This is a genomic window from Bradyrhizobium canariense (assembly GCF_018130465.1).
GTDB classification, from domain to species: Bacteria; Pseudomonadota; Alphaproteobacteria; order Rhizobiales; family Xanthobacteraceae; genus Bradyrhizobium; species Bradyrhizobium canariense_C.
The window spans coordinates 163,514-187,994 of the sequence record NZ_JAFCKJ010000005.1; the positions used below are offsets into that span (position 1 = coordinate 163,514).

A 24,481-nucleotide genomic window follows, 5' to 3' on the forward strand; every position below is an offset into this window, starting at 1 on the left:
CGGAAAAGTGCGAAGCGGTTTTCCGAAAAGATCATGCTCAAACAATGACCTAAAGCGCGATGACGACTCATCCCAATCTCATCGCGCTTTAGGCAAAATGGACCGATCCCGCGGCATCAAAGCCGCGGGATCACGCTCCGCTCATTTCAGCATCTCCGGCACGATCAGGCGCGGCAGGAACAGCGAGACCTGGGGCCAGATGATCAGCGCCGCCAGCACCAGCAGCATCGGGATCAGCATGATGGCCGTGTCCTTGAGCGCATAGCGCAACCGCACCCCTGCGATCGAGCAGGCGATCATCAGGCACAGGCCATAGGGCGGCGTCACCAACCCGAAGGCCAGCGAGACGATCGAGATGATCGCGAACTGCACCGGATGAAGGTCGACTGATTTCGCCAGCGGTTCGAGAACGGTACCGACGATGATGATCGCGGGAATGGCGTCGAGGAAGCAGCCCACCACCAGAAAGCAGAACGCGATGAAGAAGCCGGCCCCGATGGCGCCCATGCCCCAGGTCGAGACGTTGGCCAGCAGTTCCTGCGGAATCTTGTAGTAGGCCAGCAACCAGCCGAACGCGCTTGCGGTGCCCACGCAGAACAGCGCGACCCCGGCTAGACGCCCGGTGTCGAGCAAAGCCTTGTAGAGCTCGCGCGCGCCGGTTTCACGGTAGAAGAACGTCGACAGCGCCACGGAATAAAGCACCGCGACGCAGGCGGACTCGGTCGCGGTGAACCACCCCAGCAGGATGCCGCCGACGATGATGAAGGGCGTCATCAGCGCCGGTATCGAGCGCCAGATAGCGCAGCACATCTCCCTCCAGGTGTCCTTCGGATAGGTCGGATAGCCCCTGCGCACGGCATAGACATGCACTGTCGCCATCTGTGCTCCCGCGATCAGCAGGCCGGGTACGATGCCGGCGAGATACATCGCGGCGATCGAGGTCGAGATCAATCCGCCCCACACGATCATCAGGATCGAGGGCGGGATGATGACGGCGAGCACGGCCGAGACCGCGGTGATGGCAATGGAGAACGAGAGGTCGTAACCCTCCTTGGTCTGGGCATCGATGAATATCTTGGACTGGCTCGCCGCGTCCGCGGTGGAGGAGCCGGAGATGCCGGCAAAGAACACCGACAGCACGACGTTGATCTGCGCCAGCGATCCCGGCCAGTGCCCGACCATCGAGCGGGACAGCGCGACCAGCCGGTCGGTGATGCCGCCGATGCTCATCAGATTCGCGGTGAGCAGGAAGAACGGCACCGCCAGCAGGATGAATGAATTGTAGGCGTTGAAGGTTTCCTGCGCGAGCGTCATCAGCGACAGATGCGGTTCGATCAGCAGGATCGGCACGCAGGCAAGGCCAAGCGCGAAGGCGACCGGCACGCGTATGATGAGCAGGCCGACGAAAGTACCGAACAGGACCATCGCGGCCTGTCCGGCAGAAAGAACATTACCGCTCATCGATTTGCCCCAACCAGAATCCGCATCTCGTCGACAATCTGCTCGCCGGCAAACACGATCCACGTCAGGCCGGCAACCGGCCAGGCGACGTGGATCAGCCAAAGCGGCAGATCCGCCAGCTCCGAAGTTCTGTTCCAGGCAAAGCGGGTGAACTCGATGCCGGCGGATACGAACACCAGCGCCAGCGCCAGCACGCCGAGCCGCGCGAGAATCCGCACCATGGCTTCGCTTCGGCGTGACAGGTCAGGCCAGACGTCGACTTCAAAATGCTGCGATTCTCTTATGCCGACCATGGCGCCGATCATGATCGTCCAGATGAACAGGAATCGCGCCATCTCCTCGGTCCAGATGTAGGACGGTATCAAAGGCGTGTAGCGCGAAACGATCTGCAACGTGACCGGAATGACCAGAATGCCGACACAGGCTGCGAGCAGGATTTCCAGCAGTTTTGCATAGGCCGCCGTTGCTCGGCGCCATAGCGACGGATTCGTTGGCATCGACATCTCAGTCATCACGACTCCAGGGGATCACAATCACGGAATGGGGCAAGCCGTCCGGCTTGCCCCGACTTCCCGTCGCGTGGACAGTGACAATTCTCAGACGACGTTGATCTTCTCGAAAATGCCTTCCGCGCCGATTTCCTTGGCGTAGGTGGCCATCACTGGGTCGGCGAGTTTCTTCATGGCGTCCCGCTCCTCGAAGGGAACGCGCTTGAGCTTGCCGGCCTTCTCGAGCGTGTCGAGCTTGACGACCTCCTCGCTCGACTCCAGTTGACGGCCATAGTCGCCGGCCTCCTTGCCGGCTTTCATGATCGCGTCCTGCAAGTCCTTGGGCAAGGTCTTCAGCGTCTTCACCGAGAAGCAGATCGGCCGGATCGACACGGCGTGCTGGGTCAGGTTGAGATGCGGGGCCACTTCGTAGAACTTCATCGCCTCGACGCCGGCCGCCTCGTTCTCGCCGGCCGATATCACGCCGTTCTGGATCGCGTTGTAGATTTCGTTGTAGGCGATCACCGTCGGGCTCATGCCGACGGCCGCAAAGGTCTTCGACCAGATCGGCGCGCCTTGTACGCGCACCTTTAGGCCCTTGAGGTCGGCGAGATTCTTGAGCGGCTTGTTGGCGAAAATGTTGCGGATGCCACCGCCGGAATAGCCGATCAGAACGACCTCGGCCTTGGCCGCGACCTCGTCGGCGATCGGTGCCAGGATATTGGCTTCAACGACCTTGTTCATGTGTTCGATGCCCTTGAACACGAAGGGCGCGTCGATGAACGGGGCCGCCTTGGCAAAGGTCGACATGTGAGCCGGCGAGACGATGCCGTAATCGACGGCCTTGCCCTGCGACATGTACTCGAAATACTGCTTTTCGAGGCCGAGCGAAGAATTCCTGTGCAGCGTGAAGTTGACCGGCTTGCCGTAATACTTCTTCACCAGCTCTTCGAACCGGAGCAGTGCCCGATTGAAGGCGTGGTCGTCGTTGAACTGGACCGCGCCGTTCAGCGTGACGGGCGCTTGCGCCCTGAGGATCGACGGCATTCCAATCGCAGCCGCCGCAGTGGTCGCACCGAGCCCAGCGAGAAATGATCTTCGCTTCATCGTCTCCCCTCCCTTTGATGCTCCGGCCCTGTAGCCGGGCCGTGAGCGCAGCCGGCATGCGGCTTGCGAGAGGGAAGCGTATGGAAAACGTCGGCGGGACGGAAGTCATTTCGGGTGCGCTGGAGGTACTCTTCGTCGCAGGGCACCTCCTGGACGACCTGTTGCACTGCAACTCGTGCTCCTGCTGGCGCGCGGCAGGCCGCATGGGCGACCCTCCCAGTCTCGCATTGGACGGAAGACTTGCTCGCGGCAGACGGAAGACCTGCCCGTAGGAGAAGGCTTGCGGGTCTGTGCGCGGCACGCACAGACCCGCTCGCCTTCCACTGCGGGGTTAGTGCATGTGACCGATCAGATAGATGCCGCCGCCGATCACCAGCACGGCCGGCACGGCCCACAGAATCAGAACGGGCATTGTGTCATCCTCCTCAGTTGGACGTGCAGACCTTGACGGTCTTCATGCCGCTTTCAGCCTCGGTGCGCGACTTGTAGATCGTGCCCGACGGGCTGACGACGGTCATCGTCGTATCCATCGGCTTCTTGTCGACGATGGTGCACTTCTTGGTCTTGACGTCCTGCACGACGTAGAACTCGTCGGCCGCGAACGCCGGTAGGGAAAATGCGGCAATCATCACCGCAGCAGTCGCAAGCTTCATCTTCATTATCTCCTCCTCCAGTTGCCGGGCATTTCAGTCCGGTCCATTCGCTAACGGGAAAAAGTCGCATTTTGTTCCTGACTTCGAGGAACGGGGCCTGCGGTGGGAGGTTGGTGCGGCGCTTAGCTTTACGAGGAGGACGATATGAAGAAGCTTTTCCTGCTATCGGCCGCGGCCATCCTGATGACGACCGGCGCTTTCGCGCAATCCACCGTGGTGACCACCACAGGAACCGGTCACGCAGCAGCGATTCAGATCGAGCCGCAATATCGAACCAGGATCCAATCCTACGTCACCGAGCACCGCGTTCGCCCGGTTACCACGAAGGAAAAGATCATCGTCGGCGCGAGGGTACCGAGCGAGGTCGAGCTCGAGGCGGTTCCGACGGATTGGGGTCCCTCGCTCACCAAGTACCGCTATGTCTATTCAGGCGATCGCGTGATGCTGGTCGATCCCGGTTCGCGCACGGTCGTTCAGGAAATCGACTGATCAAGGCGAGATGCACGGCGGCCGCCTGGAGGCGGCCGCCACCCTCCCCGGAGTTCACCGCATGACATCGCATCGGGAAGCCCGGATCGCCGGGATCAGCTTGGCGGCTGTCTACGCCATGTGTCTGCTGCTGACCGCCATCAGCATGAGCTGAGGCGCCAGCGCCCGGCTGCGCTGCAACATCTTGTCTTGACGGCTCGCCGGACGCGAAAATCGTGGCGCAGCGTGAGTCCCGCCCGTATGGTCTCCCCAAAATCATAATCCGGCGCAGTTGCGCTGGAACCGGGACGCCTGCGTTTGTCAAAGCTCACCCTGCCGGTCCGGCTCGCCCTTCTGGTCACGGGAACGATGTTGCCGCTGATCGTCTTCGCGGTCGGCATTGCCGTCTACAATTACAAGCAGGACCGCAACGACGCGACGCGCCGCGTGCTGGAGAACGTGCGCAGCATGCGCCTCGTGCTGGACTCCGAGGTGCAGCGGATGACCGGAGGCTTGCAGGTCCTTGCGCTGACGAATTCGCTGCGCAACGACGACTTCCAGAACTTCCGCCGCATCGCGCTCGGATTCGTCGACCAGTACGGCAAGGGCGGCCTCGTTCTGATCTCCGATCGCAGCGGTCGGCTGTTGTTTTCCTCTGCAACGGAGGACACCGCGAGCCTGCCGCCACGCGGTCATCTCGGGATCATCGAGAAGGTGTTTGCGACCAGGGCGCCGCAATATTCCGACCTGTTCACCGGCGCGATCAATGGGCGACAGGTGCTCACCGTCGAGGTTCCGGTGCTCCGCAACGGCGAGGTGATCTACGACCTCTGCTTCAGCCCGCCGATCAGCATCTTCCAGGATCTGGTGGAGAAGCAGCAGCCCGACAAGCTTTGGACGGTGTCGCTGCTCGACAACAAGGGGATCGTATTCGCGCGCACGCCGAACCCCAGCGAAACGTTCGGCAAGCGCGCTTCGCCCTCTCTCTATGCCGAGATGTTCCGCAGCAACGAAGCATCGCTTCCGACGGTGTCGCTCGACGGCGTCGCCTTGGCCGCAGCCTACACACGGTCGCAGCTGACCGGATGGGCGGTCGCCGCCGGCGTCGCCGAGAGTTCGCTCATCGCGCCGCTCTGGCGCAACATTGCGATCACCAGCCTGATCGGCGGCATCCTGCTGCTGACCGGTCTGGCCTTCGCGGTCAGGATGGCGACCACGATCGCGCGTGGCGAGATGCTGCACGATCTCCTGATCGACGAACTCAACCATCGCGTCAAGAACACGCTGGCCTTGATGCAGGCCATCGCGGTGCAGACCTTCCGCAGCGCCAGTCGGGACGAGCGGACGAAGTTCGAGGGCCGACTCGGTGCGCTGGCCGAAGCGCATAATTTGCTGAGCCAGGAAAAGTGGGCGGGCTCCGAGCTGCGGGACGTGATCGCCCGCGCGCTACAGCCGTTCCTGCTGAACAATCCCGAACGCATCCGGATGGACGGCCCCGCCGCGCCACTGTCGCCACGGCTCGCCGTGGTGCTGTCAATGATCGTGCACGAGATCGCCACCAACGCGGCCAAGTACGGCGCGCTGTCCAACGAGACCGGTCGGGTGACGCTGGAGTGGGAGGTCATCGCCGATGCGCCGAAGCCGCGACTACGCCTGATCTGGACCGAGATCGGCGGACCGCCGGTGACGGCGCCGGTGCGGCGCGGCTTCGGCTCACGCCTGATCGAGCGCAGCGCGCGCGACCAGCTCGGCGGCGAGGCAACCGTCGACTTCCTGCCGCGCGGCGTGGTCTGCACGGTGATTTGCACGCTGGACGAGGCGCGGTGAACGGAGACATCGGCGATGAAGATCACCAATGTGCGCACGCACATTCTTGAAGCAAAGCTCTCGCAGCCCTTCGCTTACTCGCGCGCCTGGTACGACACACGCACCGCGATGCTGCTCGAGATCGAGACCGATGACGGCCTTGTCGGCTGGGGTGAATGCTACGGCCCGGCGCGGATGACGGCGGCGGTGGTGCAGAGTATCGCGCCGTGGCTGATCGGCGAGGATCCGTTGCGCACCGACGTACTATGGCAGATGGTCTACGCTCGCTTGCGCGATCACGGCCAGAAGGGCGTCGTGATCCAGGGGATGAGCGGCATCGACATCGCGTTATGGGACATCAAAGGCAAGCATTTTGGCGTGCCCGTGCATCAGCTTCTCGGTGGCGCGGCACGCAAGGAGGTTGCGGCCTATGCGACCGGTCTCTATCGGCGCAAATCAGGCGATCCGCTCAAATATCTGCCGGAAGAAGCGGCCGGTTATGCCGCCGAGGGATTCTGCGCCGTGAAGCTGAAGGTCGGTTTCGGAGTCGCCGAGGACGCCGCAGTCACCCGCGCGGTGCGCGAGGCGATCGGCCCCGATGTCGCGCTGATGGTCGACGCGAACCACGCCTATGACGCGGTCGCGGCGATCCGGCTCGGCCGCCTGATCGAGCGCCATGACATCGGATGGTTCGAGGAGCCGGTGCCGCCGGAGGACGTCGCGGGCTATCGCGCGGTGAAATCCGCGCTCACGATTCCGGTCGCCGGCGGCGAGTGCGAGTTCACGCGCTTCGGTTTCCGCGATTTGTTCACCGCGCATGCGCTCGACATCGTGCAACCCGACACCTGCGCGGCAGGTGGTTTGAGCGAATGCAAGAAGATCGCCGACATGAGCGAGGCCTTCGGCATCCGCTACAATCCGCACGTCTGGGGCACCGGGATTGCGATCGCTGCCTCGCTCCAACTCCTCGCCGTGCTGCCCTCGCACACGCCGACTTCGCTGTCACCGCTCGAGCCGATTCTCGAATTCGACCGCACCGAACATCCGATCCGGCAGGCGATTTTGAAGGAGCCGATCGAGCACGCGAAGGGCGTCGTGCAGGTGCCCGAGGGGCCAGGCCTCGGCATCGAGATCGACCGCGAGGCACTGGCGCGCTTTGCGGCTGCGCCTTAACCGATCGTCTGCAACGCCGGAAACGTCTCCAGCAGCCAGATGCTCACATTCGAGACCGCGCCGGTGAGGAAGCCGATGCCGGTGATCACCATCAGGACGCCCATGGCGCGCTCGACATTGACGAGATGGCCCTTCATGCGCGCGAACAGGGTGGAAAACTGCTCGATCATCAGGGCGGCGATCAGGAAGGGAATGCCGAGGCCGGCCGAATAGACCGCGAGCAGGCCGGCGCCCTTCGTCACCGTCGCTTCGGCCGCGGCGACCGAGAGGATCGCGGCGAGGATCGGGCCGATGCAGGGCGTCCAGCCAAAGGCAAAGGCGAGCCCCATCACATAAGCGCCCCAGAGGCCGACCGGCTTGGGCGCAGTCAAGCGTCCCTCGCGCATCAACAGGCCGATGCGCGTCAGGCCCAGGAAGTGCAGGCCCATGACGATGATGACGATGCCGGCGAGGATCGAGAGCTCGGCCGACCAGGCGCGGATCAGCCCGCCGATCAGCGAGGCGCTGGCGCCGAGCGCCACGAACACCGTGGAGAAGCCGAGCACGAACAGGAGCGCCGACATCATGATCGCGCGTTTGGAGGCCGAAGTGGGCTCGTCGCTTTCGACATGCTCGATCGTCGCGCCCGTCAGATAGATCAGGTAGGGCGGGACCAGCGGCAGGACGCAAGGGGAGAGGAAGCTGACGAGGCCGGCAATCAGCGCCGCCGGGATCGAGACATTTTGCATGATGCAGTCGGAGCCATCTCAGGCGCCGGCGCGGCGCGCGGGGAATGCGCGCGGCCCGGAGCCGAACCGGCTCTGGTGTAGCCGATGCTAGCGAATGCGCAACAGAGGCGCACAAAACCAGGGCTCCTCCCGATGCCGTCTGTGATCACAGATGCGGCATCGGGACACACACAAATCTCGCCAAAAAGCGAAACTCGGCGGCGTGGCTACTTCACCACGCGGAGCAGCGGACGCCGGGGCTGGTCCTGCGTCTGCTTGGAGGGGGGCTGCGGTTCGCTGGAAGCGCTCCGCAGCATTTCGTCGCACAGTGCCTTGAGATCGGCACTGTCAATTCCTTTGAGTTTCATCCGCACGTCCAAGATGACAATGGACAGCAGCTCGGCCGACTCACGGCTGTTGCACTCGTTGAGCACCCTGCGGCACTCTTCGAGCGTTTCCAGCACCGACTGCAACTGTTCGTCTGAATGCGACACCGGCGTTCTTTCCGTTAATTCGGCCTGTGAGACGTGGTTGTGACGACCTCTTTGGCCCCCATGAGGCATCGAGGATAACACGAGGCCACTGCGCCCCCGAACATGATTTCAGTGTGTTTTCGCGTTGAAAACGCGGTTCCAGCGAGTATCGCGTCGCGCTGCCGGCTATCGTTGAAACGCTCATTCTTAGAACGCCTAGCGTGCTGCAATTGATCCATCGCGGGAGGCGGCACCGGCTCTCGCGCAAGGACGTTCTCTCGCGCAAGGACGTTCATTGCGGACAGCGCCGACGATCCCGCAGCCATGTCACGGCTCACAACGGAACTCACGCCACACCCCTCATACGGGCGATGGTTTGCCCGATTCCCAGCCCTTGTTCCAAGCCCTGGCAGCACCCGGATACCACCCGCAGCGTAGTAAGGATGACGTTCAAAACTCGTCATTCCCCAACCCGCCGTGGTTGTGGTTTGCCCCAGATTCTGCCAGTTTAGCGACCCGAAGGGACTTGTATGCACTCCTTGGCGGAAAGGGGCGTTCCACTGGAGGAACGCCCAAAGACAAACATCAGCGGCCTCTCGGACTGGGATGCGGCGCGCATTTTCCTGGAAGTCGTCCGATGCGGAAGTTTCCGCTCGGCAGCCGAGCGCCTGTCGCTGTCGATCAACGCCGTCCGCCGCCGGATCGATGATTTCGAACGCCAGACCGGCACCACCCTGTTCACCCGCGACGTCCACGGCACCCGTCTGACCGACGAAGGCGCGCTCGTGGTCTCCGCCGTCGAGCAAATGGAGGCGGCTGCCTTCGACGTGCTGCGCACCAGCGATTCGACGGCGAATGCCCTGTCCGGCGAGGTCCGCGTCGCCGTGACCGAGGGACTGGGCACATTCTGGCTCGCCCCGCGGCTGGTCGAATTCCAGCAGGCCTATCCGAAGATCCTGGTCGATCTGCATTGCGCGATGCGCTCGGCCGACGTCTCCCGCCACGAGGCCGACGTCGCCATTCACCTGTCGCGGCCTTCGGCGCTCGACGTCAAGCTGGTGCGGCTCGGCCGCATGCATCTGATGTTCTGGGCCTCCGAGAAATACATTTCAAAACATGGCGCGCCGCGCTCGGCGATGGAATTGATCAAGCACCGCCTGGTGCTGCAGTTCGCCGACCAACTCGCCGCCAAGCAAACTTTCGAGAGCTTCTTCCCCGGCGTTCCGGAGCGTGACCTTCTGGTCATGAAGACCAACGTCTCAAGCGCCAACTACTGGGCGGTCGCGAATGGCGCCGGAATCGGCGTATTCCCGAGCTACGCCATTGCGCTTGGCGGGAAGTTGATTCCACTGGAGGTCGAGCTGAACAGACCGCTGGATATCTGGTTGTCCTACCATCCTGGTAGCGGCCGGATTCCGAGAGTGCGGCACATGATTGACTGGCTGATCGAAGCCTTCAATCCAGCGCGTTTCCCGTGGTTTAAGGAAGAGTTCGTGCACCCGCATGAATTCAAGGACGAGTATATGGGCGAACCCCTGACCCAGCTCTTCGGGGGGTTTTCAACCGAAGACCGATGAGAAAAAAGATGAAGACAGCGGCGAAGAGAATGAAGCAGCGCAGTGCCGGCAAGCCGGACATTGAGCTGGGCAAACGGATCCGTCTGCGGCGCGTCGAGATGAAGATCTCGCAGGCCGAGCTCGGCGAGAAGCTCGGCGTCAGCTTCCAGCAGGTTCAGAAATACGAGAAGGGCGTCAATCGCGTCGGCGCGGCTCGGCTTCAGCAGATCGCCACTTCCCTCGACGTGCCCGTGACCTTCTTCTATGACGGCGACAACAAGGCGCGCGAAGTCGAGAGCCTGCTCTTCCTGGACTCGGCCTTCAGCCTCCGCCTGCTGCGCGCCTACAGCAAGATCAAGGACCAGACGGTGCAGCGTCAGCTCGTCTCGCTGATGGAATCGATCGCAGCGAACGAAGCCTGAGCCGATCGGCGTTCGCGCCTTTCCGGCCGATGTTCAATCCGCCGCGTCACGGGGACGCGGCCGGATTGGACGAGACCCGGACGAGATGTATCCGGCCCGCGCGCTTGCGCGGACTTCTCGGGGCGGCATGACCGCCCCTTTTTGTTGACCATTTTTCCCGCCGCCGCCCGCGGTTTTCGCGAACCCGTTCCGGCCCTGTCGCGACCCAATCCAGAGACCGCGTGCCTTGCGCACGGGGCTCGCGACGCGCCGTGCTTAAGGGGACCGCAACCGGGAGGCGCTAGCCTCCCGCCGGCTTCTCGAATCAGCACGACCACCGGAATTGCCGATGCGAGCGCCCGTCCGGGCCTCGTTCTCATGGGGAAGATGGGGACACATGTCGAAACGCCATGCGATGATCATTGCCGTCGGCGTACTCGCCAGCGCCTCCGCGCTTGCACAGACCGAGACCATTGGACAGGCCGGGCCCAAGCCGGCGACTGCGGCTGGCACGGTGCCGGCCACCGCCAATCCGGCCCACGCAGCCGCACCGAAAACTGCCGCGCCGGCGTCCGCTTCGACGGCAGAGAGCCGTTCGGCGGCGGCGCTCGCGCTGACGCACGAGCCGACCTATGACGAGGGCTCCGCCCAGCGCATCAAGGATGCGGCGCTGAGCTATTCCGATCTCGCGGTGCGCGGCGGCTGGCCGGCGATCCCGGCAGACGCCAAATTCGCGCCCGGCGCCCAGGGCGCCAATGACGATCTCTTGCGCAAGCGGCTGATCGTCTCCGGCGATCTTTCCGCCGACAAGGCGAGCGGCGCCTTCGACCAGGATCTCGCCGACGCCGTGAAACGCTTCCAGGCCCGCCACGGCCTCGCGCCGACCGGAACGGTGACGCCGCGCACGATCGCGGCGATGAACGTGTCGGTGCAGAAGCGCATCCGGCAGCTGGAGGCTTCGCTCCAGCGGCTCGAGAACATGAATTTCGGCTTCGGCCCGCGCTATGTCGTGGTCAACATCCCCGCCGCCTTCGCCGAAGCGGTCGAGAACGACGTCGTCGTGCGGCGCTATCGCGTGATCGTCGGCAAGACCGAAAAGCCCTCGCCGACCCTGACGGCCCAGATCAGCAGCGTCGTCCTCAATCCGACCTGGACGGTGCCCTCCTCGATCGCCAAGACCGAGATCTCCGCGCATATGCGCAAGGATCCCACCTACCTGTCGCGCATGCACATGGAGGTGCTCGACGCCCACGACAATCCGATCGACCCGCATTCGGTCGACTGGTCGGGCACGCACACGCCGAATTTCACCGTGCGCCAGCAGAACGGCACGTTCAACGCGCTCGGCGCGGTCAAGATCGACATGCCGAATTCCTATTCGGTCTACATGCATGACACCAACCAGCGCAATCTGTTCGGCGATGACTACCGCTTCGATTCCCATGGCTGCTCGCGCGTCGACAATGTGCGCGATCTCGCTGCCTGGCTCTTGAAGGACCAGCCGAAATGGAGCCGCGCCGCGATCGACGCGGAAATCGCCACCGGCCAGCATCTTGAGGTCGCCATGGCGAAGAAAGTGCCGGTGGCCTGGATCTATCTCACGGCATGGATGACCAAGGACCAGACCGTCCAGTTCCGCAACGACGTCTATAACCAGGACGAGCAGCTCCTGGAGGCGACCGCCGAGGAGGCGGCGTTCTTCAGCAATGCCGGCAGCCATCCGCTGACCGCGCACATGACGCGATAGATCGCGCCATGCAATCGCGGCACGGGCGGATGCAAAGCCGCATCCCCTGCCGCGGTTGACCCGGGCCTTGCCCCGGCCGCACATTGCGCCCGGCCTACGACAAGCGAGCGCGCGATGCCCGACATTTCCAGCACGACCGAAACACCTTACGCCAGCGGCAAGGTCCTCAAGCACACAGCCAGTGGCGTCGGCGTGATCACCTTCAACAATCCCGACAAGCGCAATGCGATGTCGCTGGAGATGTGGGAGGGATTTGGCGAGGCGCTGACAGCCTTACGCGACGACGACACCGTGCGCGTCGTGATCCTGCGCGGCGCCGGTGGCAAGGCATTCGTGTCGGGCGCCGACATCAGCCAGTTCGAGAAGACGCGCCATAACGCCGCCGCTTCCGAGGAATACGCTAAACGCAGCGCCGCCCAGCGCGCGCTGCTCGCCGACTATCCCAAGCCGACCATCGCCTGCATCCAGGGCTTCTGCCTCGGCGGCGGCATGCAGGTCGCGATGCTCGCCGACATCCGCATCGCCTCCCATGGCAGCCAGTTCGGCATTCCCGCGGCGAAACTCGGCATCGCCTACGGTTATGACGGATTGAAGCACCTGGTGTCGCTGGTCGGCCCGTCCTGGGCGCGGCTCCTGATGTACACAGGCATGCGCATCGATTCCACCGAAGCGTTGCGTATCGGGTTGATCGAGCGCGTCTTTCCCGACGATCAGCTCTGGGGCGAGACCATGGGCATCGCCGAGACGATCTCGCAAAATGCACCGCTCGCGATCAAGGCCGCCAAGCTCACCATCGCACAGGTGCTGAAGGACGAAAGCGGCCGCGACATGGAGGCGATCAAGGCAGTCGGCACGGCCTGCATGGACAGTGCCGATTTTCGCGAGGGCCGGCAGGCCTTCATGGAGAAGCGCAAGCCGCAGTTTTCGGGAAAGTAGCGCCTCACACAGCCCGAGCGGTCCGCACTTGCCCGTGACTTGCGAACCGGAGGCTCTGCAATATCTCCCTCAAGGCCTGAACGTTCGCGGAGCCTGCCTCCCTGCGCCAGATGAGCACAGTCGACGCTCGATTCTCCGTTCTTCCCAATGGGTGGACGCTCAAGAGTCTTCTGTCTGGAAAAGTGGTGAGAACGCTCTTAGGGATCAGGGCTACGCCCATGCCCGCAACGACGCAACCCAGCATGGCGTGATACGACGCCAGTTCGATCATACGTTCGGGCATTTCCTTTCGCTTTGCGTACCAGTCTTCAAGCCGCTTGCGATGCGGGCATCCGTGTTCGAAGACGATGACGGTACGTGGCAGCTTGCTGCCTTTCTTGACCATCGGCGGATGATTGGCGGCCGCGATAATCACCAACTCCTCCTCGAAGGCGGGCGCCTTCTCAAACGGCTCATCGGCTATGGGTTCGGCAACAAGCGCTGCGTCGAGATCGCCGGCGAGAATGGCGCTCGCGAGAACCTGCGGATTGCCGGTGCGAAGCTCCAGAACGACCCCTGGATGCCGTCGGTGGTAATCGCTGAGCAGTCCTGGCAGCCTGACAGCCGCCGTGCTTTCCATCGCCCCGAGGCGGAACGTACCGCGGGGTTTTGCATCTTGCAGAGCATCGCGCGCTTCATCCGCCAGCGCGAGCAGGCGATTGGCGTAGCCAAACAGCACTTGCCCCTGGGGCGCCAGATGAAGGCGTTTACCCTCCCGAATAAAGAGGGCGACGCCGAGATCTTCTTCCAACTGCCGGATACGGGTTGTGACATTGGACTGAACGCGGTGCAGCCGCTCGGCCGCGCGGGTCACGCCGCCTTCGCGCACGACAGCAACGAATATCCGCAGATCCGACAGATCCATACATCTCTCACTGAGATCAACTAAATCACAATTATTCATTATATGTGATGATACACCTCGCGTAAAGTCGTAGCAGGGACGACAGCGCTGCCGATTGGGCGACTACCGCCGCAAGAGCGGTGAACAAGGTTCGTCCCACACAGGAGCTAGTCTGATGATCGTCACTGTCTTTCGCACGCGGATGAATCCCGGCATGCAGGATGAATATGGGCCGATGGCAAAACGCATGAGCGAACTTGCGCGAACAATACCCGGCTACATCTCGCACAAGGGTTTTGTTGCGGACGATGGAGAGCGAGTGACGATCGTCGAATTCGAGACCGAGGAAGCACTTCATCGTTGGCGGATCGATCCCGAGCACGCCAAGGCGAAGCGGCGTGGGGTCGAGGCCTTCTTCAGCGAATTCAAGTTCCAGATTTGCAGCGTGGTTCGGGAGCGAATGTGGACCGCAAAGGCGACCCGCGGAGTTTGAGGCGACCATCGACAAGACAGGCAGCCAGGTCGTTCGGAGGTGAAGCCTCAAAAGCGGCGCGTAAGTCAGGCTCGCTGAGAGAGTCGGGGTGAGGGGCTGCTTCCCCGATCACGATAAGAGTTCGACTCGCGGAGAGTCGCCTCACCCGAATTCGGGCTTCGCTCGAATTCGACCTCTCCCCGCAAGCGGAGCGAGGTGACGCAACCCCGCCGTCCGTTTTCAGAGTGCCGCGAGCACCGCCCTCGTGATATCCGCCGTGCCGTTGCTGCCGCCGAACTCCATCGGCTTGAGGCCGGCGGCATAGACCTGATCCACCGCGCGCTCGATCTTTTCACCGGCCTCGGCTGCGCCCTCGACGCCGTGCTTGTCGGCGAGCCAGTCCAGCATCAGCGCGGTCGACAGGATCATGCCGGTGGGATTGGCCTTGCCCTGCCCCATGATGTCGGGCGCGGTGCCGTGGCAGGGCTGGAACACGGCGTACTTGTCGCCGATGTCGGCCGATGGCGCCATGCCGAGGCCGCCGATCAGGCTCGCGGTGATGTCGGAGACGATATCGCCGAACATGTTCTCCATCACCATCACGTCGAAATCCCAGGGACGCTTCACCAGCATCGCCGCGCAGGCATCGACATAGAGCCGGTCGGTCTTCACCTCGGGGTGACGTTTCTCGATCTCGTCGAAGATACCGCGGAAGAAGGCGAAGGCCTTGAACACGTTCGCCTTGTCGACGCAGGTCAGCATCCCCGGCTTGCCGCGCGCCTTGCGCCGCTCGGCGAGGCGAAACGAGAACTCGAACAGGCGCTCGGACGTTCTGCGCGTGATCACCATGGTCTCGCGCGCGTCCTCATGGGTGACGACGCCCTTGCCCATCGAGGCGAACAGGCCCTCGGTGGACTCCCTGATCACGACGAGATCGATGCCGCGCTGGTCGGCGCCGACGATCGGGCTCGGCACGCCCGGAATGAGCCGCGCCGGGCGCACACCGGCATAGAGATCGAAGATGAAGCGCAGCTCGATCTGCGGCGCGATCTCGGTGTTATCGGGATAGCGCACCGACGGCAGACCGCAGGCCCCGAGCAGGATCGCGTCCGCCTCCTCGCACAGCTTGATGGTGGTATCGGGCATCGACTTGCCGGTGGCGAGATAATTATTGGCGCCCGCCGGGGCCTCGGTGAAGCGGAAGCTCAAGCCGGATTTGGTCTCGATCTTGCGCAGGACTTCGATGGCCGGCGCCATGACTTCGGGACCGATGCCGTCACCGGCGAGCACGGCAATGTGGAAGGCGTTATTTGCGGACATGGGAAGCCTCGGGAAAGAGCTAGCTAAGTCGTCATTGCGAGCGAAGCGAAGCAATCCAGAACTGCATCTGCGGAGACACTCTGGATTGCTTCGTCGCTTCGCTCCTCGCAATGACGGAGGATAGAGCGGATGCTACGGCGTCAGCACCGTGCGGCCAACCACCGCGCCCTGCTGCAACTGCACCAGCGCGTCGTTGGCCTTGGCGAGCGGCTGCCGCGTCACCGGGATTGGCGCTATGTTCTTCGCTCGCACGAGGTCGAGCAGCTCCTGCGTCTCGCGCAAATTGCCGACGTAGCTGCCCTGGATCGTCACCGCCTTGATCGGAATCAGCGGCAGCGCCCAGGTCGCGCCGCCGCCGAACAGGCCGACGATGACGAGCTTGCCGCCCTTGGTCAGGCAGTCGAAACCGAGTTGCGTGGTGGCGGCGTTGCCGACGAGGTCGAGCACGGCGCGGATGGGGCCACCGGCTTTCCTGGCAAGCTGCTCCAGCGCGTCGGGCGCCTTGGGATCGACGGTCGCGAGCGCGCCGGCCTTCTCGGCGGCTTCGCGTTTCTTCGCGTCGATGTCGACCATGATCGCGCCCTTGCCGCCCATCGCCTTCAGCAGCGACAGTGCCATCAGGCCAAGTCCGCCGGCACCGAACATCACGATCGGCGTGTCGAAGTGCTGCTCGAGCTTCTTCAGCGCGCTGTAGGTCGTGACGCCCGAGCAGGCGTAGGGTGCAGCCGACGCCGGATCGAGGCCCTTGAGATTGAGCAGATAGCGCGGATGCGGCACCAGCATGTGGTCGGAATAACCACCGTCGCAATAGACGCCGAGCGAGCGCGGCGTCAGGCACATGTTCTCGTCGCCGGCGAGGCACGTCGCGCATTTGCCGCAGCCGATCCAGGGATAGACGAGGCCGACATCGCCGATCTTCACATCGCCCTGGTCCGACGGCTTCACGTCGGGGCCGAACGCCAGGACCTCGCCGACCGTCTCGTGCCCCATGGTCAGCGGCAGGTTGATGCCGCGGTCCTTCAGCGACAGCGGCTTGCGGCCGTGGCCGAGATCGTAGCCGCCTTCCCAGATGTGGAGGTCGCTGTGGCAGACGCCGGCGGCCTTCACCTTGATCAGCACCTGCGTGCCGGACGGCTGCGGCGTCGCCTCGTCGAACTCCTGCAGCGGCGCCTTGAAATCGGCGACCTTGAAACTTTTCATCGGCGTCCTCCCGGATACTTTTCTTGTCGCCGCCACCATGGCATGGGCGGCAGGACGAGACAAACTCGGACCTGTCTAGTTTAGGCTGGCGGACGATGGCAAGCCGGCCACGCGCAAAGCCGCATTGCTTGCTGCACGAAGCTGTCTGTCAGCCTTTCCCGTCAGCCTTGCCGTCAGCCTTGCCGTTAGCCTTGCACGGCTGTTTTGCCTGACGGAATTGGCGCGCCGTCGGTGAGCCCGATCTCCGCGCGCAATCGGTCCGTGTGCTCGCCAAGCACGGCCATCGTCTTGGCCGGCGCCGTGTCGGCACCGGACATCCGGAACGGCAGATTGAGGACCTGGAACGAGCCGCCCTCGTCCTCCACGGACGAGAGCGCCCGCCGGTGCGCGAGCTGCGGATCGGCCAGCGCCTCGGACACACTGCGATAGGCCGAGGCCGGCACGCCGGCCGCGCCAAGTGCAACGAGGCATGCCTCGGTCGAGAGCTGCCGGGACCAGGCTTCGACGCCGTCCATCATGTCGGCCCAATGGTCGCGGCGGGCGGCGTAGGTGGAGAAGCGTGGATCGGAGATCCATTCGGGGCGGCCGATCACCCCCATCAGCCCCTGAAACGTCTTCTCGCTCGCAACCGTGATCATGACATAACCGCTCGCCGTCTCGGTCGGGCCGAACATCGGGCGCGGCGGCGGCTTCACGGTGAACTGCGAGTTCTGCAACTCGATCACCGTCAGCGTCAGCATCGACTCCAGCATGGAGACGTCGATGTGCTGGCCGAGGCCGGTGACCGTGCGTTGATAGAGCGCAGACGCAATCGCGCCGAAGCCGTAGGTGCCGGTGACGACGTCGGCATGGTAGATGCCGCAATAATCCGGGCGGCTGCGGCCGGGCTGGTAGGCGAGGTGTGCCATATCGTAGCCGGAGGCCGCGTGGATCACCGGCGCATAGGCCGGCAGCTCCGCGGACGGACCGGTCTGGCCGTAGCCCGAGATCGAGCAGTAGATCAGCTTCGGGTTGACGGTGCGCATTCTGTCATAGTCGAGCCGCAGCCGGTGCATCACGCCGGGGCGGAAGTTCTCGACCAGGATGTCGGCAGTCGCGGCCAGCCGGCGGACTGCCTCCCTGCCGTCCTCGGACTTGAGGTCAAGCACGACGCTCTTCTTGCCGACATTGAGCTGGCCGAACACGGTGCTGCAGCCCTTGCGCAGCGGCGGCCGGGTCCGCATCGTCTCGCCGCCGTCGCTCTCGATCTTGATGACCTCGGCGCCCATGTCGGCGAGCATCCGCGCACAATGGGGACCGGCGATGGTGGTCGAAAAATCCAGGACCCTGAGGCCGGCGAAGGCCTTTGTCGTCGTCCCCTCATGCTTATCTGATAGCTGCATGCCTGCTTGCGTCCTCGGGTCACTTAGGAACTATCGAAATTCTCTGTTGTTGGTGCGCCGACCCTAGAGGGCGGCGGCTGGGTAGGAAAGTCTTTACCGAACAGACGCGTCTCGCGGGCGGGCTTGGGAATTCCAGGGCAACTGGACCCGTTCTTGCATAGCAACAACGGGATCGGATGAGGGCAGCTGTTCTTGAGGGTCTTGTTCGTTACAACGGAGATGGACGACTTCGTCCGCGTTGGCGGACTCGGAGCCGTTTCTGCTGCACTCCCCCGAGCCCTTCGTCCTTTCGCCGACATCCGGGTCATGTTGCCCGGCTATCGCGACATCATCGAACAACTCACGCATATTCAGATCGTTGGCCGCTGTCCGGCGTTCGCGGAGATGCCGGCCTGCTCGCTCGGCCGGGCCGCGACCAAGGACGGCCTGCCGGTCTATGTGCTGCTGTGCTCGCAACTCTACGACCGGCCCGGCAACCCCTACGGCGACGAGGCCGGGCGCGACTGGCCCGACAACGACATCCGTTTCGCGCGCTTTGCCTCGGCAGCCGCTGAGCTGGCCATGGGCACGCTGGACAAGGATTGGGCAGCAGACCTGATCCATGCCAACGACTGGCAGGCTTCGCTCGTGCCGGCCTACCTCGCCTGGCGCGGCTCCAAGCTGCCGTCGATCCTGACCATTCACAACCTCGCCTATCAGGGCCTCTTCCCGAAGGACTCGCTGCGGCGGATCGGCGCACCGGAGAGCTCCTTCCACATTGACGGCGTCGAGTTCTACGACCAGCTCTCCTTCCTCAAGGCCGGGCTGGTCTACGCCTCGCATCTCACCACCGTCAGCGGCACCTACGCGCGGGAGATCACCACGGATGAATTCGGCTGCGGTCTCGAAGGCCTGCTTCGAGTCCGCTCGGACGCGGCCGAGCTCACCGGCATCCTCAACGGCATCGACGAGAGCTGGGACCCGCGTTCCTGCGCCCAGCTTGCCCAGCAGTTCGGCGCCGGCGACTGGATCGGCAAGAAGGCCAATGCGGACTATGTGCGCAAGCAGTTCGGGCTTGCGGTGTCGCGCGGCCCGATGTTCGGCATCGTCGCCCGGCTCGTGCACCAGAAGGGCATCGACCTCGTGCTGGCGGCGGCCGACGAGATCGTCGATGCCGGCGGGCAGATCGTGGTCACCGGCTCCGGCGAGCCGGCGCTCGAGCAGGCGCTGATCGACGCGCATCGCCGGCGGCCTGACGCGATCGGGGTCGTGATCGGCTTCAACGACGCCCAGGCGCGCCGCATCTTCGCCGGCAGCGATTTCACATTGATGCCGTCACGCTTCGAGCCCTGCGGGCTCAGCCAGATGTACGCCCAGCGCTTCGGCTCGCTGCCGATCGGCCACCAGACCGGTGGCCTCGCCGAGACCATCACCGACGGCGAAACCGGCTTCCTGTTCTCAAAACCTTCGCACGAATCCTTCCTCGGCGGCGTCCGCCGGGCGTTCTCCGCCTTCATGGCGCAGGACCAGCTCGACACCATGCGTCGCAGCGCGATGGGACGGTCGTTCTCCTGGAGCATCTCGGCCGGCACCTACAACGCGCTTTACCGGAAGCTGGCGGCGGTGTGAGGCGCGGCGACGGCGTTTCCTCGCACTCCGACATTGCGAGCGCCACGCTATCTCCCGTCACCCTGAGGTGGCCGCTTCTTCAGCGGCCCTCGAAGGGCGACGGCCCGGCTGCAGCAGCGGGGCCGTGCATCCTTCGAGGCTCCCTTGCGATGCAATCGCATCGCAAGGGAGCACCTCATCAGGATGACGGGGTTATGGGCGGAGCACTTCGCTCCTTCCCGCCCTGATCCATTTGCGACCGTCCGATCCAAGCCCTGTTGAGGCATCGGGTCATCCAGTCCGGTTGCGGCTCGCCGCGCATCCGCGCTTGCGCTTCCTGGTAGGGACCGACATAGCGCAACCGATCCGGCAGTTTCGGATAGACGCGCCGTATCCATCGGAGCGCGTTGTCGGCTGACCTGGCGTCGCGCTCGTCGAGCTCGAGACCAAAACCAGCGCGCAAAGGCTCCGGCAGCAGGCTGGTCGTGAGTGAGCGATACCATCGCGGTGTCCGCAACCACGGACGGGCGCCGCCAAAAATCTGTCTCGCAATCTCGCGCGCGGCCGGACTGACGGTCAGCGTGTCCGACTGCGTCATTGCCGCGGTGTAGGCCGCAAAGCCCGACCAGTCCGCAGGCAGATCATGCGCCGTCAATCCGAACAAGGCGCCGAACACCCGGCTCTCGGTCCAGTAGCGTTCGCGTTCCTCCGCCGAGAGCGGCGGCAAAACCAGATCATGCGCCATCAGCGCGGTCTCGACCAGCGTGGCGTGAACCCAGCGCAGCGACGGGATGTCGTTGGCACAGTAGCGCGAGCCGGCCGTGAACGGGCCGACGGTCTCGGGCATCTCGCCGACGATCATGCTGTGGCGCCGGTGCAATTGCCGCGACGACAACAGCGCGCGGTCGAGCGAGCCGAACACCATGGCAAAGACGATGTCGAAGGTGCGGTGAAATCGTCCGATCGGATCGGCGAAGGTCCGCGAATGCTCGGCGATGGCGGCAGCGACCCAGGGATGCGCCAGCTGCAGCAACAGCGCACGACCGGCACCGAGAAAGATGACGGCCTCCCGGTCGATCTGCCAGGTCACCGTGTCAGGACCGAACACGCCGGCAACCGGTCCCGCCGCGTTGCCGCGGACGATATCGAGGGCAGATTCAAGATCGTTCTCAACGACCAATTGCAAGCCTCGCGATGAAGACGCGGCCAGAATAACCCGGACGGCGCCCTCGTGAAATCGTCGCCGCGCGAAACAATCACCGACAACGCCCTCACTCCGCCGCAATCGGCATCTCGTCCATATGCTCGTGCAAGACCACACCGGCGAGCGGATCAAATTCGCCGATCCACGGTTTTCGCGCGAGCATAGACCTCGTGTGAGCATAGCCAGCATGCCAGCGCCGCGTGATCCCCGACGGGCTGAAGTCGATATCCTTGGTATGGGTCTCGCGATCGAGCTGCGGCGCCAGCAGCCGCACGACGTGCATACGGGTCGGACAGCCGTAGCTCATCAGCTCCCTCACCGCGGCATCGCTGCGCTCGCTCTCAGGCAGTCGTTCCGCAAGCTGGTTGATGACATGGCGCAGGCGATGGGCCTGCTGCTGGCGTTCGATCTGGCTCGCGATCCGACTCGAATACATCACATCCTTGTGCCGGTTCAGCACCTCCGCCATCGTGGTCGGCTCGGCGCCGACGGGATTCCACAGATGCACGGAGAAGATCAGCGAATTCTTGCGCGGATTGTCGTCGAACACCGCTTCCGTCGGCGTATTCGAGAGGATGCCCCCGTCCCAATAGAGTTCGCCATCGATCCGCACTGCCGGGAATGCCGGCGGCAACGCGCCCGAAGCCATGACATGCTTCACCGTCAGCTCACCGTCGCGGCTGTCGAAATAACGCATCTGGCTGGTGCCGACATGAGCCGCACCGACCGTCAGCCGCGGCGCGCAGCGATTGGCCAGATCGAAATCGACCAGCTCGCGCAGCGTCTCCTCCAGAGGTGCAGTGGAATAGAATCCGGCGTGATCGGCGCCGAGCGGATAGGAATCGCCGGCATGCGCCGGCGGATTGGGCCGGAAGAAGCCTGGAATGCCGTGGGTCACGGCCGACCAATAGGCCAGCTTCTCGTTGAAGCCGGGAAATGCAGTGCCCCAGTGCCAGACTGGCTTCTGCTCCATCCGCTTCCAGAACTCTCTCAGGCGCGCAAGCCGATGCTCCGGCGCGTTACCCGCAATGAGGCTCGCATTGATGGCGCCGATCGAGGTGCCGATGATCCAGTCCGGCTCGATGGCGGCCTCATGCAGCGCCTGGTAGACTCCGGCCTGGTACGAGCCGAGCGCGCCGCCGCCCTGAAGCACGAGCACGACCTGACCCGGCAGGTCCATGCTCTTTCGTCGTCCGTTTTCCTGCATGCCGTTCATGTCTCGCTCCCCTCGAGCCGATGGTTATCATTCGCCAGGCGTATGGCTATTGTTACGTCCTGCCCTTCTCGGCGATTTGTCGGGCCTTTTGGAAATGCCGGCTGGCTTCCGAAACCATACGCACGCGCTATTGCGGCGAGGATATCATTCCCGGCGCCGATCGGTTAGATTTCCGGCCGATCCTGCTGGGGAGCCGATCCATGGAAATGCACCAGGTCCGCTATTTCCTCGCGGTGGCGCAGCTCTTGAACTTCACGCGTGCCGCGGAGGAATGCAACGTGACGCAGCCTTCGCTGACGCGCGCGATCAAGCAGCTCGAGGCCGAGCTCGGCGGCGATCTGTTTCGCCGCGAACGGCCCGCAGCGCAATTGACCGAGCTTGGCCAGCGCATGCATCCGCTGCTGAAGCAGTGTTTTGACGCGGCCATCGGCGCACGCTCGCTCGCGTCCTCGTTCCGAAGCGGGGAGATCGGAGCGCTCCGCATCGCACTGACGCATTCGATCGACCTGTCGCTGCTCATTCCTCATCTCAACCAGATCAGGCGGCAGTTTAACCGGCTCGAATTTCGCTTCCTGCGCGGGACGAGCCGCGAGGTCGGCGAATTCCTGAAGAAAGGCGAGGCCGAGCTCGGCATCGCTGCCGAGATCGACGAGGCCTGGGATCGGATCGACGTCTGGCCGCTGTTCACCGAGAGCTTCGAGCTAGTCGTCAGCGACGGACACCGGCTGGCAGGCCGCAGCAGCATCGGATTGGACGATTTGCGCGCAGAGCAGCTGCTGAGCCGGGCATTCTGTGAGCATTCCGCCCGTATCTCTGCGAGCCTGCGCGAGCACGGTATCGATGTCGAACATAGCCACGAAGTTTCGAACGAGCACGACCTGATCGAGCTGGTCGAAGCCGACATCGGCGTCGCCATGGTGCCGCACACCTCGCCTGTGCCGGAGAGGCTGACGCGCACTGCCGTCGCCGGGCTGGACGCCCGTCGCACCGTCAGCCTTTACGGGGTGGCCGGCCGGCAACGCACGGCAGTGGCCAATGCCGTGATGAGCATGCTGCGCGGTGCGGATTGGCGCCAGATTGCGGGGTAGCGGCAACGCTCGCTGCTTACCTTAGGACTCCCTGCTCGCGCCTTCCAACGCCTCGAGCAGATCGTCGATTTCCATGCGCTTGCGGAAGTCCGGATCGACGAAGCGGGCTTTCACGAGACCGTCGCTACCGACGACGAACACGGCCGGGATCGGCAGCATCCAGCCATCATTGCCGTGGAATTTCGCCATGTCCTGGTAGGACAACAGGCGCTGGATCTCGGCGCCAAGCCAGATCGCGAGATTGAGCGACAGCGCATAGCCATTGTCGAGATCGGTCAGGATCGGAAAGGGCGCGCCTGATTCGGCCTTGAGCTGCCTAGTATACTCCTGCGTCTCCGGCATGATCGCAACGATCTGCGCCCCCATGGCTCTGACGCGATCGAGCGTCTGGACCACGGCGCGGACATTGAGCCGGCAATAGGGGCACCAATGGCCGCGGAAGAACATCACCGCGACCGGGCCGCTCTCTAGCAGAGAGGACAGCGCGACAAGACGCCCGCTGTCGTCCGGCAGCATGAACGGCGGCATCGCGTCCCCAGGATGCGGCGCGGTCTCGCCGCCGCCGTTCCCGCCCAATCGCGCCACCAGACGATCGACCGCCTCGCCATAGGCCGGGAAGACATCGCGACTGGCATCGGCGTAGGCGCGGAGCTGTTCGTTCAGCGTGCCGTCCATGTCGCGGCAGCGCTGGAAAGCAAGCCTGAGCTGTTCGGCGTCGGCTGGCGAGAGAGACGTCATCTTCGGCTCCGGCATTCGTGAGGCGGATATTAGTTTCCCGGTTCGGCCGCCCGCAAGGGGCGGCCGCGATGCCAGGACCAGTTCAGTTCACGTAGAAATTGCCCGTCGGGTCCAGCCGCCCGGAGGTGGAATACAGCGATCCGTTGTCCATGAAGAAGACAGTATTGTCGGGCACCTTCTTGGCGCTCTTCATCATGGCCTCGTGGTTCTTCTCGGCCGGAGCCATGGCCATCGCCGACATCTTGCCGGGTCCACCATACATGTAGGCCATGCCGGCCTTGAAGTCCCATGTGGCCTCCGAGAAGGCCGATGTGGCGATGACGGCGAATGCAGCGGTGGCAATCAAGGTCTTGGACAATTTCGTCATGAGACGCTCCTCCGGATTGATGTGAACGCCCGCCAATCGGGCGCCTTG

The 24,481-nt window shown here is 63.8% G+C and carries 24 protein-coding genes; 10 read left to right on the forward strand and 14 right to left on the reverse strand.

Annotated features, from left to right (window positions below):
* Positions 1 to 141: 141 nt before the first annotated feature.
* From JQ591_RS16370 to JQ591_RS16385, 4 genes are all read right to left on the reverse strand, one after another.
* On the reverse strand, positions 142 to 1,461 hold the full coding sequence (locus JQ591_RS16370; protein ID WP_211397045.1) for a TRAP transporter large permease: 1,320 nt from the start codon (positions 1,459 to 1,461) through the stop codon (positions 142 to 144).
* Positions 1,458 to 1,973 carry a TRAP transporter small permease gene (locus JQ591_RS16375; RefSeq protein WP_211397046.1) on the reverse strand — a complete coding sequence of 172 codons (516 nt, stop codon included), beginning with the start codon at positions 1,971 to 1,973 and terminating at the stop codon, positions 1,458 to 1,460. The genes JQ591_RS16370 and JQ591_RS16375 overlap by 4 nt, the downstream gene beginning before the upstream one ends.
* Positions 1,974 to 2,057: 84 nt before the next feature.
* A complete protein-coding gene (locus JQ591_RS16380; RefSeq protein WP_211397047.1) occupies positions 2,058 to 3,056 on the reverse strand; it encodes a TRAP transporter substrate-binding protein in 999 nt (332 codons plus the stop codon).
* A 425-nt stretch (positions 3,057 to 3,481) separates the two neighbouring features.
* A complete protein-coding gene (locus JQ591_RS16385) occupies positions 3,482 to 3,715 on the reverse strand; it encodes a hypothetical protein (protein ID WP_211397048.1) in 234 nt (77 codons plus the stop codon).
* A 138-nt stretch (positions 3,716 to 3,853) separates the two neighbouring features.
* Here JQ591_RS16385 and JQ591_RS16390 point away from each other — a divergent pair, with 138 nt between their 5' ends.
* From JQ591_RS16390 to JQ591_RS16400, 3 genes are all read left to right on the forward strand, one after another.
* On the forward strand, positions 3,854 to 4,198 hold the full coding sequence (locus JQ591_RS16390; protein WP_211397049.1) for a DUF1236 domain-containing protein: 345 nt from the start codon (positions 3,854 to 3,856) through the stop codon (positions 4,196 to 4,198).
* Between the two features lie 348 nt (positions 4,199 to 4,546).
* Positions 4,547 to 6,004, forward strand: coding sequence for a sensor histidine kinase (locus tag JQ591_RS16395; RefSeq protein ID WP_211397257.1), 1,458 nt, complete (start codon positions 4,547 to 4,549; stop codon positions 6,002 to 6,004).
* Positions 6,005 to 6,019: 15 nt separating this feature from the next.
* Complete coding sequence (locus JQ591_RS16400) at positions 6,020 to 7,156, forward strand: mandelate racemase/muconate lactonizing enzyme family protein (protein WP_211397050.1); 1,137 nt, start codon at positions 6,020 to 6,022, stop codon at positions 7,154 to 7,156.
* On the opposite strand, the gene JQ591_RS16405 is transcribed toward JQ591_RS16400, so the two are convergent.
* Entirely contained in the window at positions 7,153 to 7,884 is a 732-nt protein-coding gene (locus JQ591_RS16405) for a cytochrome c biogenesis CcdA family protein (protein WP_211397051.1), read from the reverse strand. The genes JQ591_RS16400 and JQ591_RS16405 overlap by 4 nt on opposite strands.
* Before the next feature lie 206 nt (positions 7,885 to 8,090).
* Positions 8,091 to 8,357 carry a hypothetical protein gene (locus JQ591_RS16410; protein ID WP_211397052.1) on the reverse strand — a complete coding sequence of 89 codons (267 nt, stop codon included), beginning with the start codon at positions 8,355 to 8,357 and terminating at the stop codon, positions 8,091 to 8,093.
* 509 nt (positions 8,358 to 8,866) lie between these two features.
* On the opposite strand from JQ591_RS16410, the gene JQ591_RS16415 reads away from it, so the two are divergent.
* The 4 genes from JQ591_RS16415 (at position 8,867) to JQ591_RS16430 (ending at position 12,976) form a co-directional block, all read left to right on the forward strand.
* Positions 8,867 to 9,913 carry a LysR family transcriptional regulator gene (locus JQ591_RS16415; RefSeq protein ID WP_211397053.1) on the forward strand — a complete coding sequence of 349 codons (1,047 nt, stop codon included), beginning with the start codon at positions 8,867 to 8,869 and terminating at the stop codon, positions 9,911 to 9,913.
* A 29-nt stretch (positions 9,914 to 9,942) separates the two neighbouring features.
* Positions 9,943 to 10,314, forward strand: a complete 372-nt coding sequence (locus JQ591_RS16420; RefSeq protein WP_211382658.1) for a helix-turn-helix domain-containing protein — start codon at positions 9,943 to 9,945, stop codon at positions 10,312 to 10,314.
* A gap of 376 nt (positions 10,315 to 10,690) precedes the next feature.
* Positions 10,691 to 12,040, forward strand: a complete 1,350-nt coding sequence (locus tag JQ591_RS16425) for a L,D-transpeptidase family protein (protein ID WP_211397054.1) — start codon at positions 10,691 to 10,693, stop codon at positions 12,038 to 12,040.
* A 114-nt stretch (positions 12,041 to 12,154) separates the two neighbouring features.
* Complete coding sequence (locus JQ591_RS16430) at positions 12,155 to 12,976, forward strand: enoyl-CoA hydratase (protein ID WP_211397055.1); 822 nt, start codon at positions 12,155 to 12,157, stop codon at positions 12,974 to 12,976.
* A 4-nt stretch (positions 12,977 to 12,980) separates the two neighbouring features.
* Here the strand turns inward: JQ591_RS16430 and JQ591_RS16435 are convergent, their stop codons facing one another.
* Entirely contained in the window at positions 12,981 to 13,880 is a 900-nt protein-coding gene (locus JQ591_RS16435) for a LysR family transcriptional regulator (protein ID WP_211397056.1), read from the reverse strand.
* A 94-nt stretch (positions 13,881 to 13,974) separates the two neighbouring features.
* On the opposite strand from JQ591_RS16435, the gene JQ591_RS16440 reads away from it, so the two are divergent.
* Positions 13,975 to 14,352 carry an antibiotic biosynthesis monooxygenase family protein gene (locus tag JQ591_RS16440; protein ID WP_211397057.1) on the forward strand — a complete coding sequence of 126 codons (378 nt, stop codon included), beginning with the start codon at positions 13,975 to 13,977 and terminating at the stop codon, positions 14,350 to 14,352.
* Between the two features lie 219 nt (positions 14,353 to 14,571).
* Here the strand turns inward: JQ591_RS16440 and JQ591_RS16445 are convergent, their stop codons facing one another.
* From JQ591_RS16445 to JQ591_RS16455, 3 genes are all read right to left on the reverse strand, one after another.
* Positions 14,572 to 15,651 (reverse strand): isocitrate/isopropylmalate dehydrogenase family protein, encoded by a 1,080-nt coding sequence (locus tag JQ591_RS16445; RefSeq protein WP_211397058.1) that lies wholly within the window; start codon positions 15,649 to 15,651, stop codon positions 14,572 to 14,574.
* Between the two features lie 132 nt (positions 15,652 to 15,783).
* The gene (locus tag JQ591_RS16450; protein ID WP_211397059.1) at positions 15,784 to 16,851 is read right to left on the reverse strand and encodes an alcohol dehydrogenase; all 1,068 of its coding nucleotides are present in this window, start codon (positions 16,849 to 16,851) and stop codon (positions 15,784 to 15,786) included.
* Positions 16,852 to 17,036: 185 nt separating this feature from the next.
* On the reverse strand, positions 17,037 to 18,233 hold the full coding sequence (locus tag JQ591_RS16455) for a CaiB/BaiF CoA transferase family protein (protein ID WP_211397060.1): 1,197 nt from the start codon (positions 18,231 to 18,233) through the stop codon (positions 17,037 to 17,039).
* A 192-nt stretch (positions 18,234 to 18,425) separates the two neighbouring features.
* On the opposite strand from JQ591_RS16455, the gene glgA reads away from it, so the two are divergent.
* Entirely contained in the window at positions 18,426 to 19,841 is a 1,416-nt protein-coding gene (gene glgA, locus JQ591_RS16460) for a glycogen synthase GlgA (RefSeq protein ID WP_211397061.1), read from the forward strand.
* Between the two features lie 178 nt (positions 19,842 to 20,019).
* Here glgA and JQ591_RS16465 read toward each other — a convergent pair whose 3' ends face one another.
* Positions 20,020 to 21,000, reverse strand: coding sequence for an oxygenase MpaB family protein (locus tag JQ591_RS16465; protein WP_211397062.1), 981 nt, complete (start codon positions 20,998 to 21,000; stop codon positions 20,020 to 20,022).
* Between the two features lie 91 nt (positions 21,001 to 21,091).
* Positions 21,092 to 22,240, reverse strand: a complete 1,149-nt coding sequence (locus JQ591_RS16470) for a patatin-like phospholipase family protein (protein WP_211397063.1) — start codon at positions 22,238 to 22,240, stop codon at positions 21,092 to 21,094.
* A 200-nt stretch (positions 22,241 to 22,440) separates the two neighbouring features.
* Between JQ591_RS16470 and JQ591_RS16475 the strand changes: the two genes are divergently transcribed.
* Entirely contained in the window at positions 22,441 to 23,328 is an 888-nt protein-coding gene (locus tag JQ591_RS16475; RefSeq protein ID WP_211397064.1) for a LysR family transcriptional regulator, read from the forward strand.
* Positions 23,329 to 23,349: 21 nt separating this feature from the next.
* Here JQ591_RS16475 and JQ591_RS16480 read toward each other — a convergent pair whose 3' ends face one another.
* A complete protein-coding gene (locus JQ591_RS16480; RefSeq protein ID WP_211397065.1) occupies positions 23,350 to 24,066 on the reverse strand; it encodes a peroxiredoxin-like family protein in 717 nt (238 codons plus the stop codon).
* Positions 24,067 to 24,148: 82 nt separating this feature from the next.
* Positions 24,149 to 24,433, reverse strand: coding sequence for a hypothetical protein (locus JQ591_RS16485; RefSeq protein ID WP_211397066.1), 285 nt, complete (start codon positions 24,431 to 24,433; stop codon positions 24,149 to 24,151).
* Between the last annotated feature and the right edge of the window lie 48 nt (positions 24,434 to 24,481).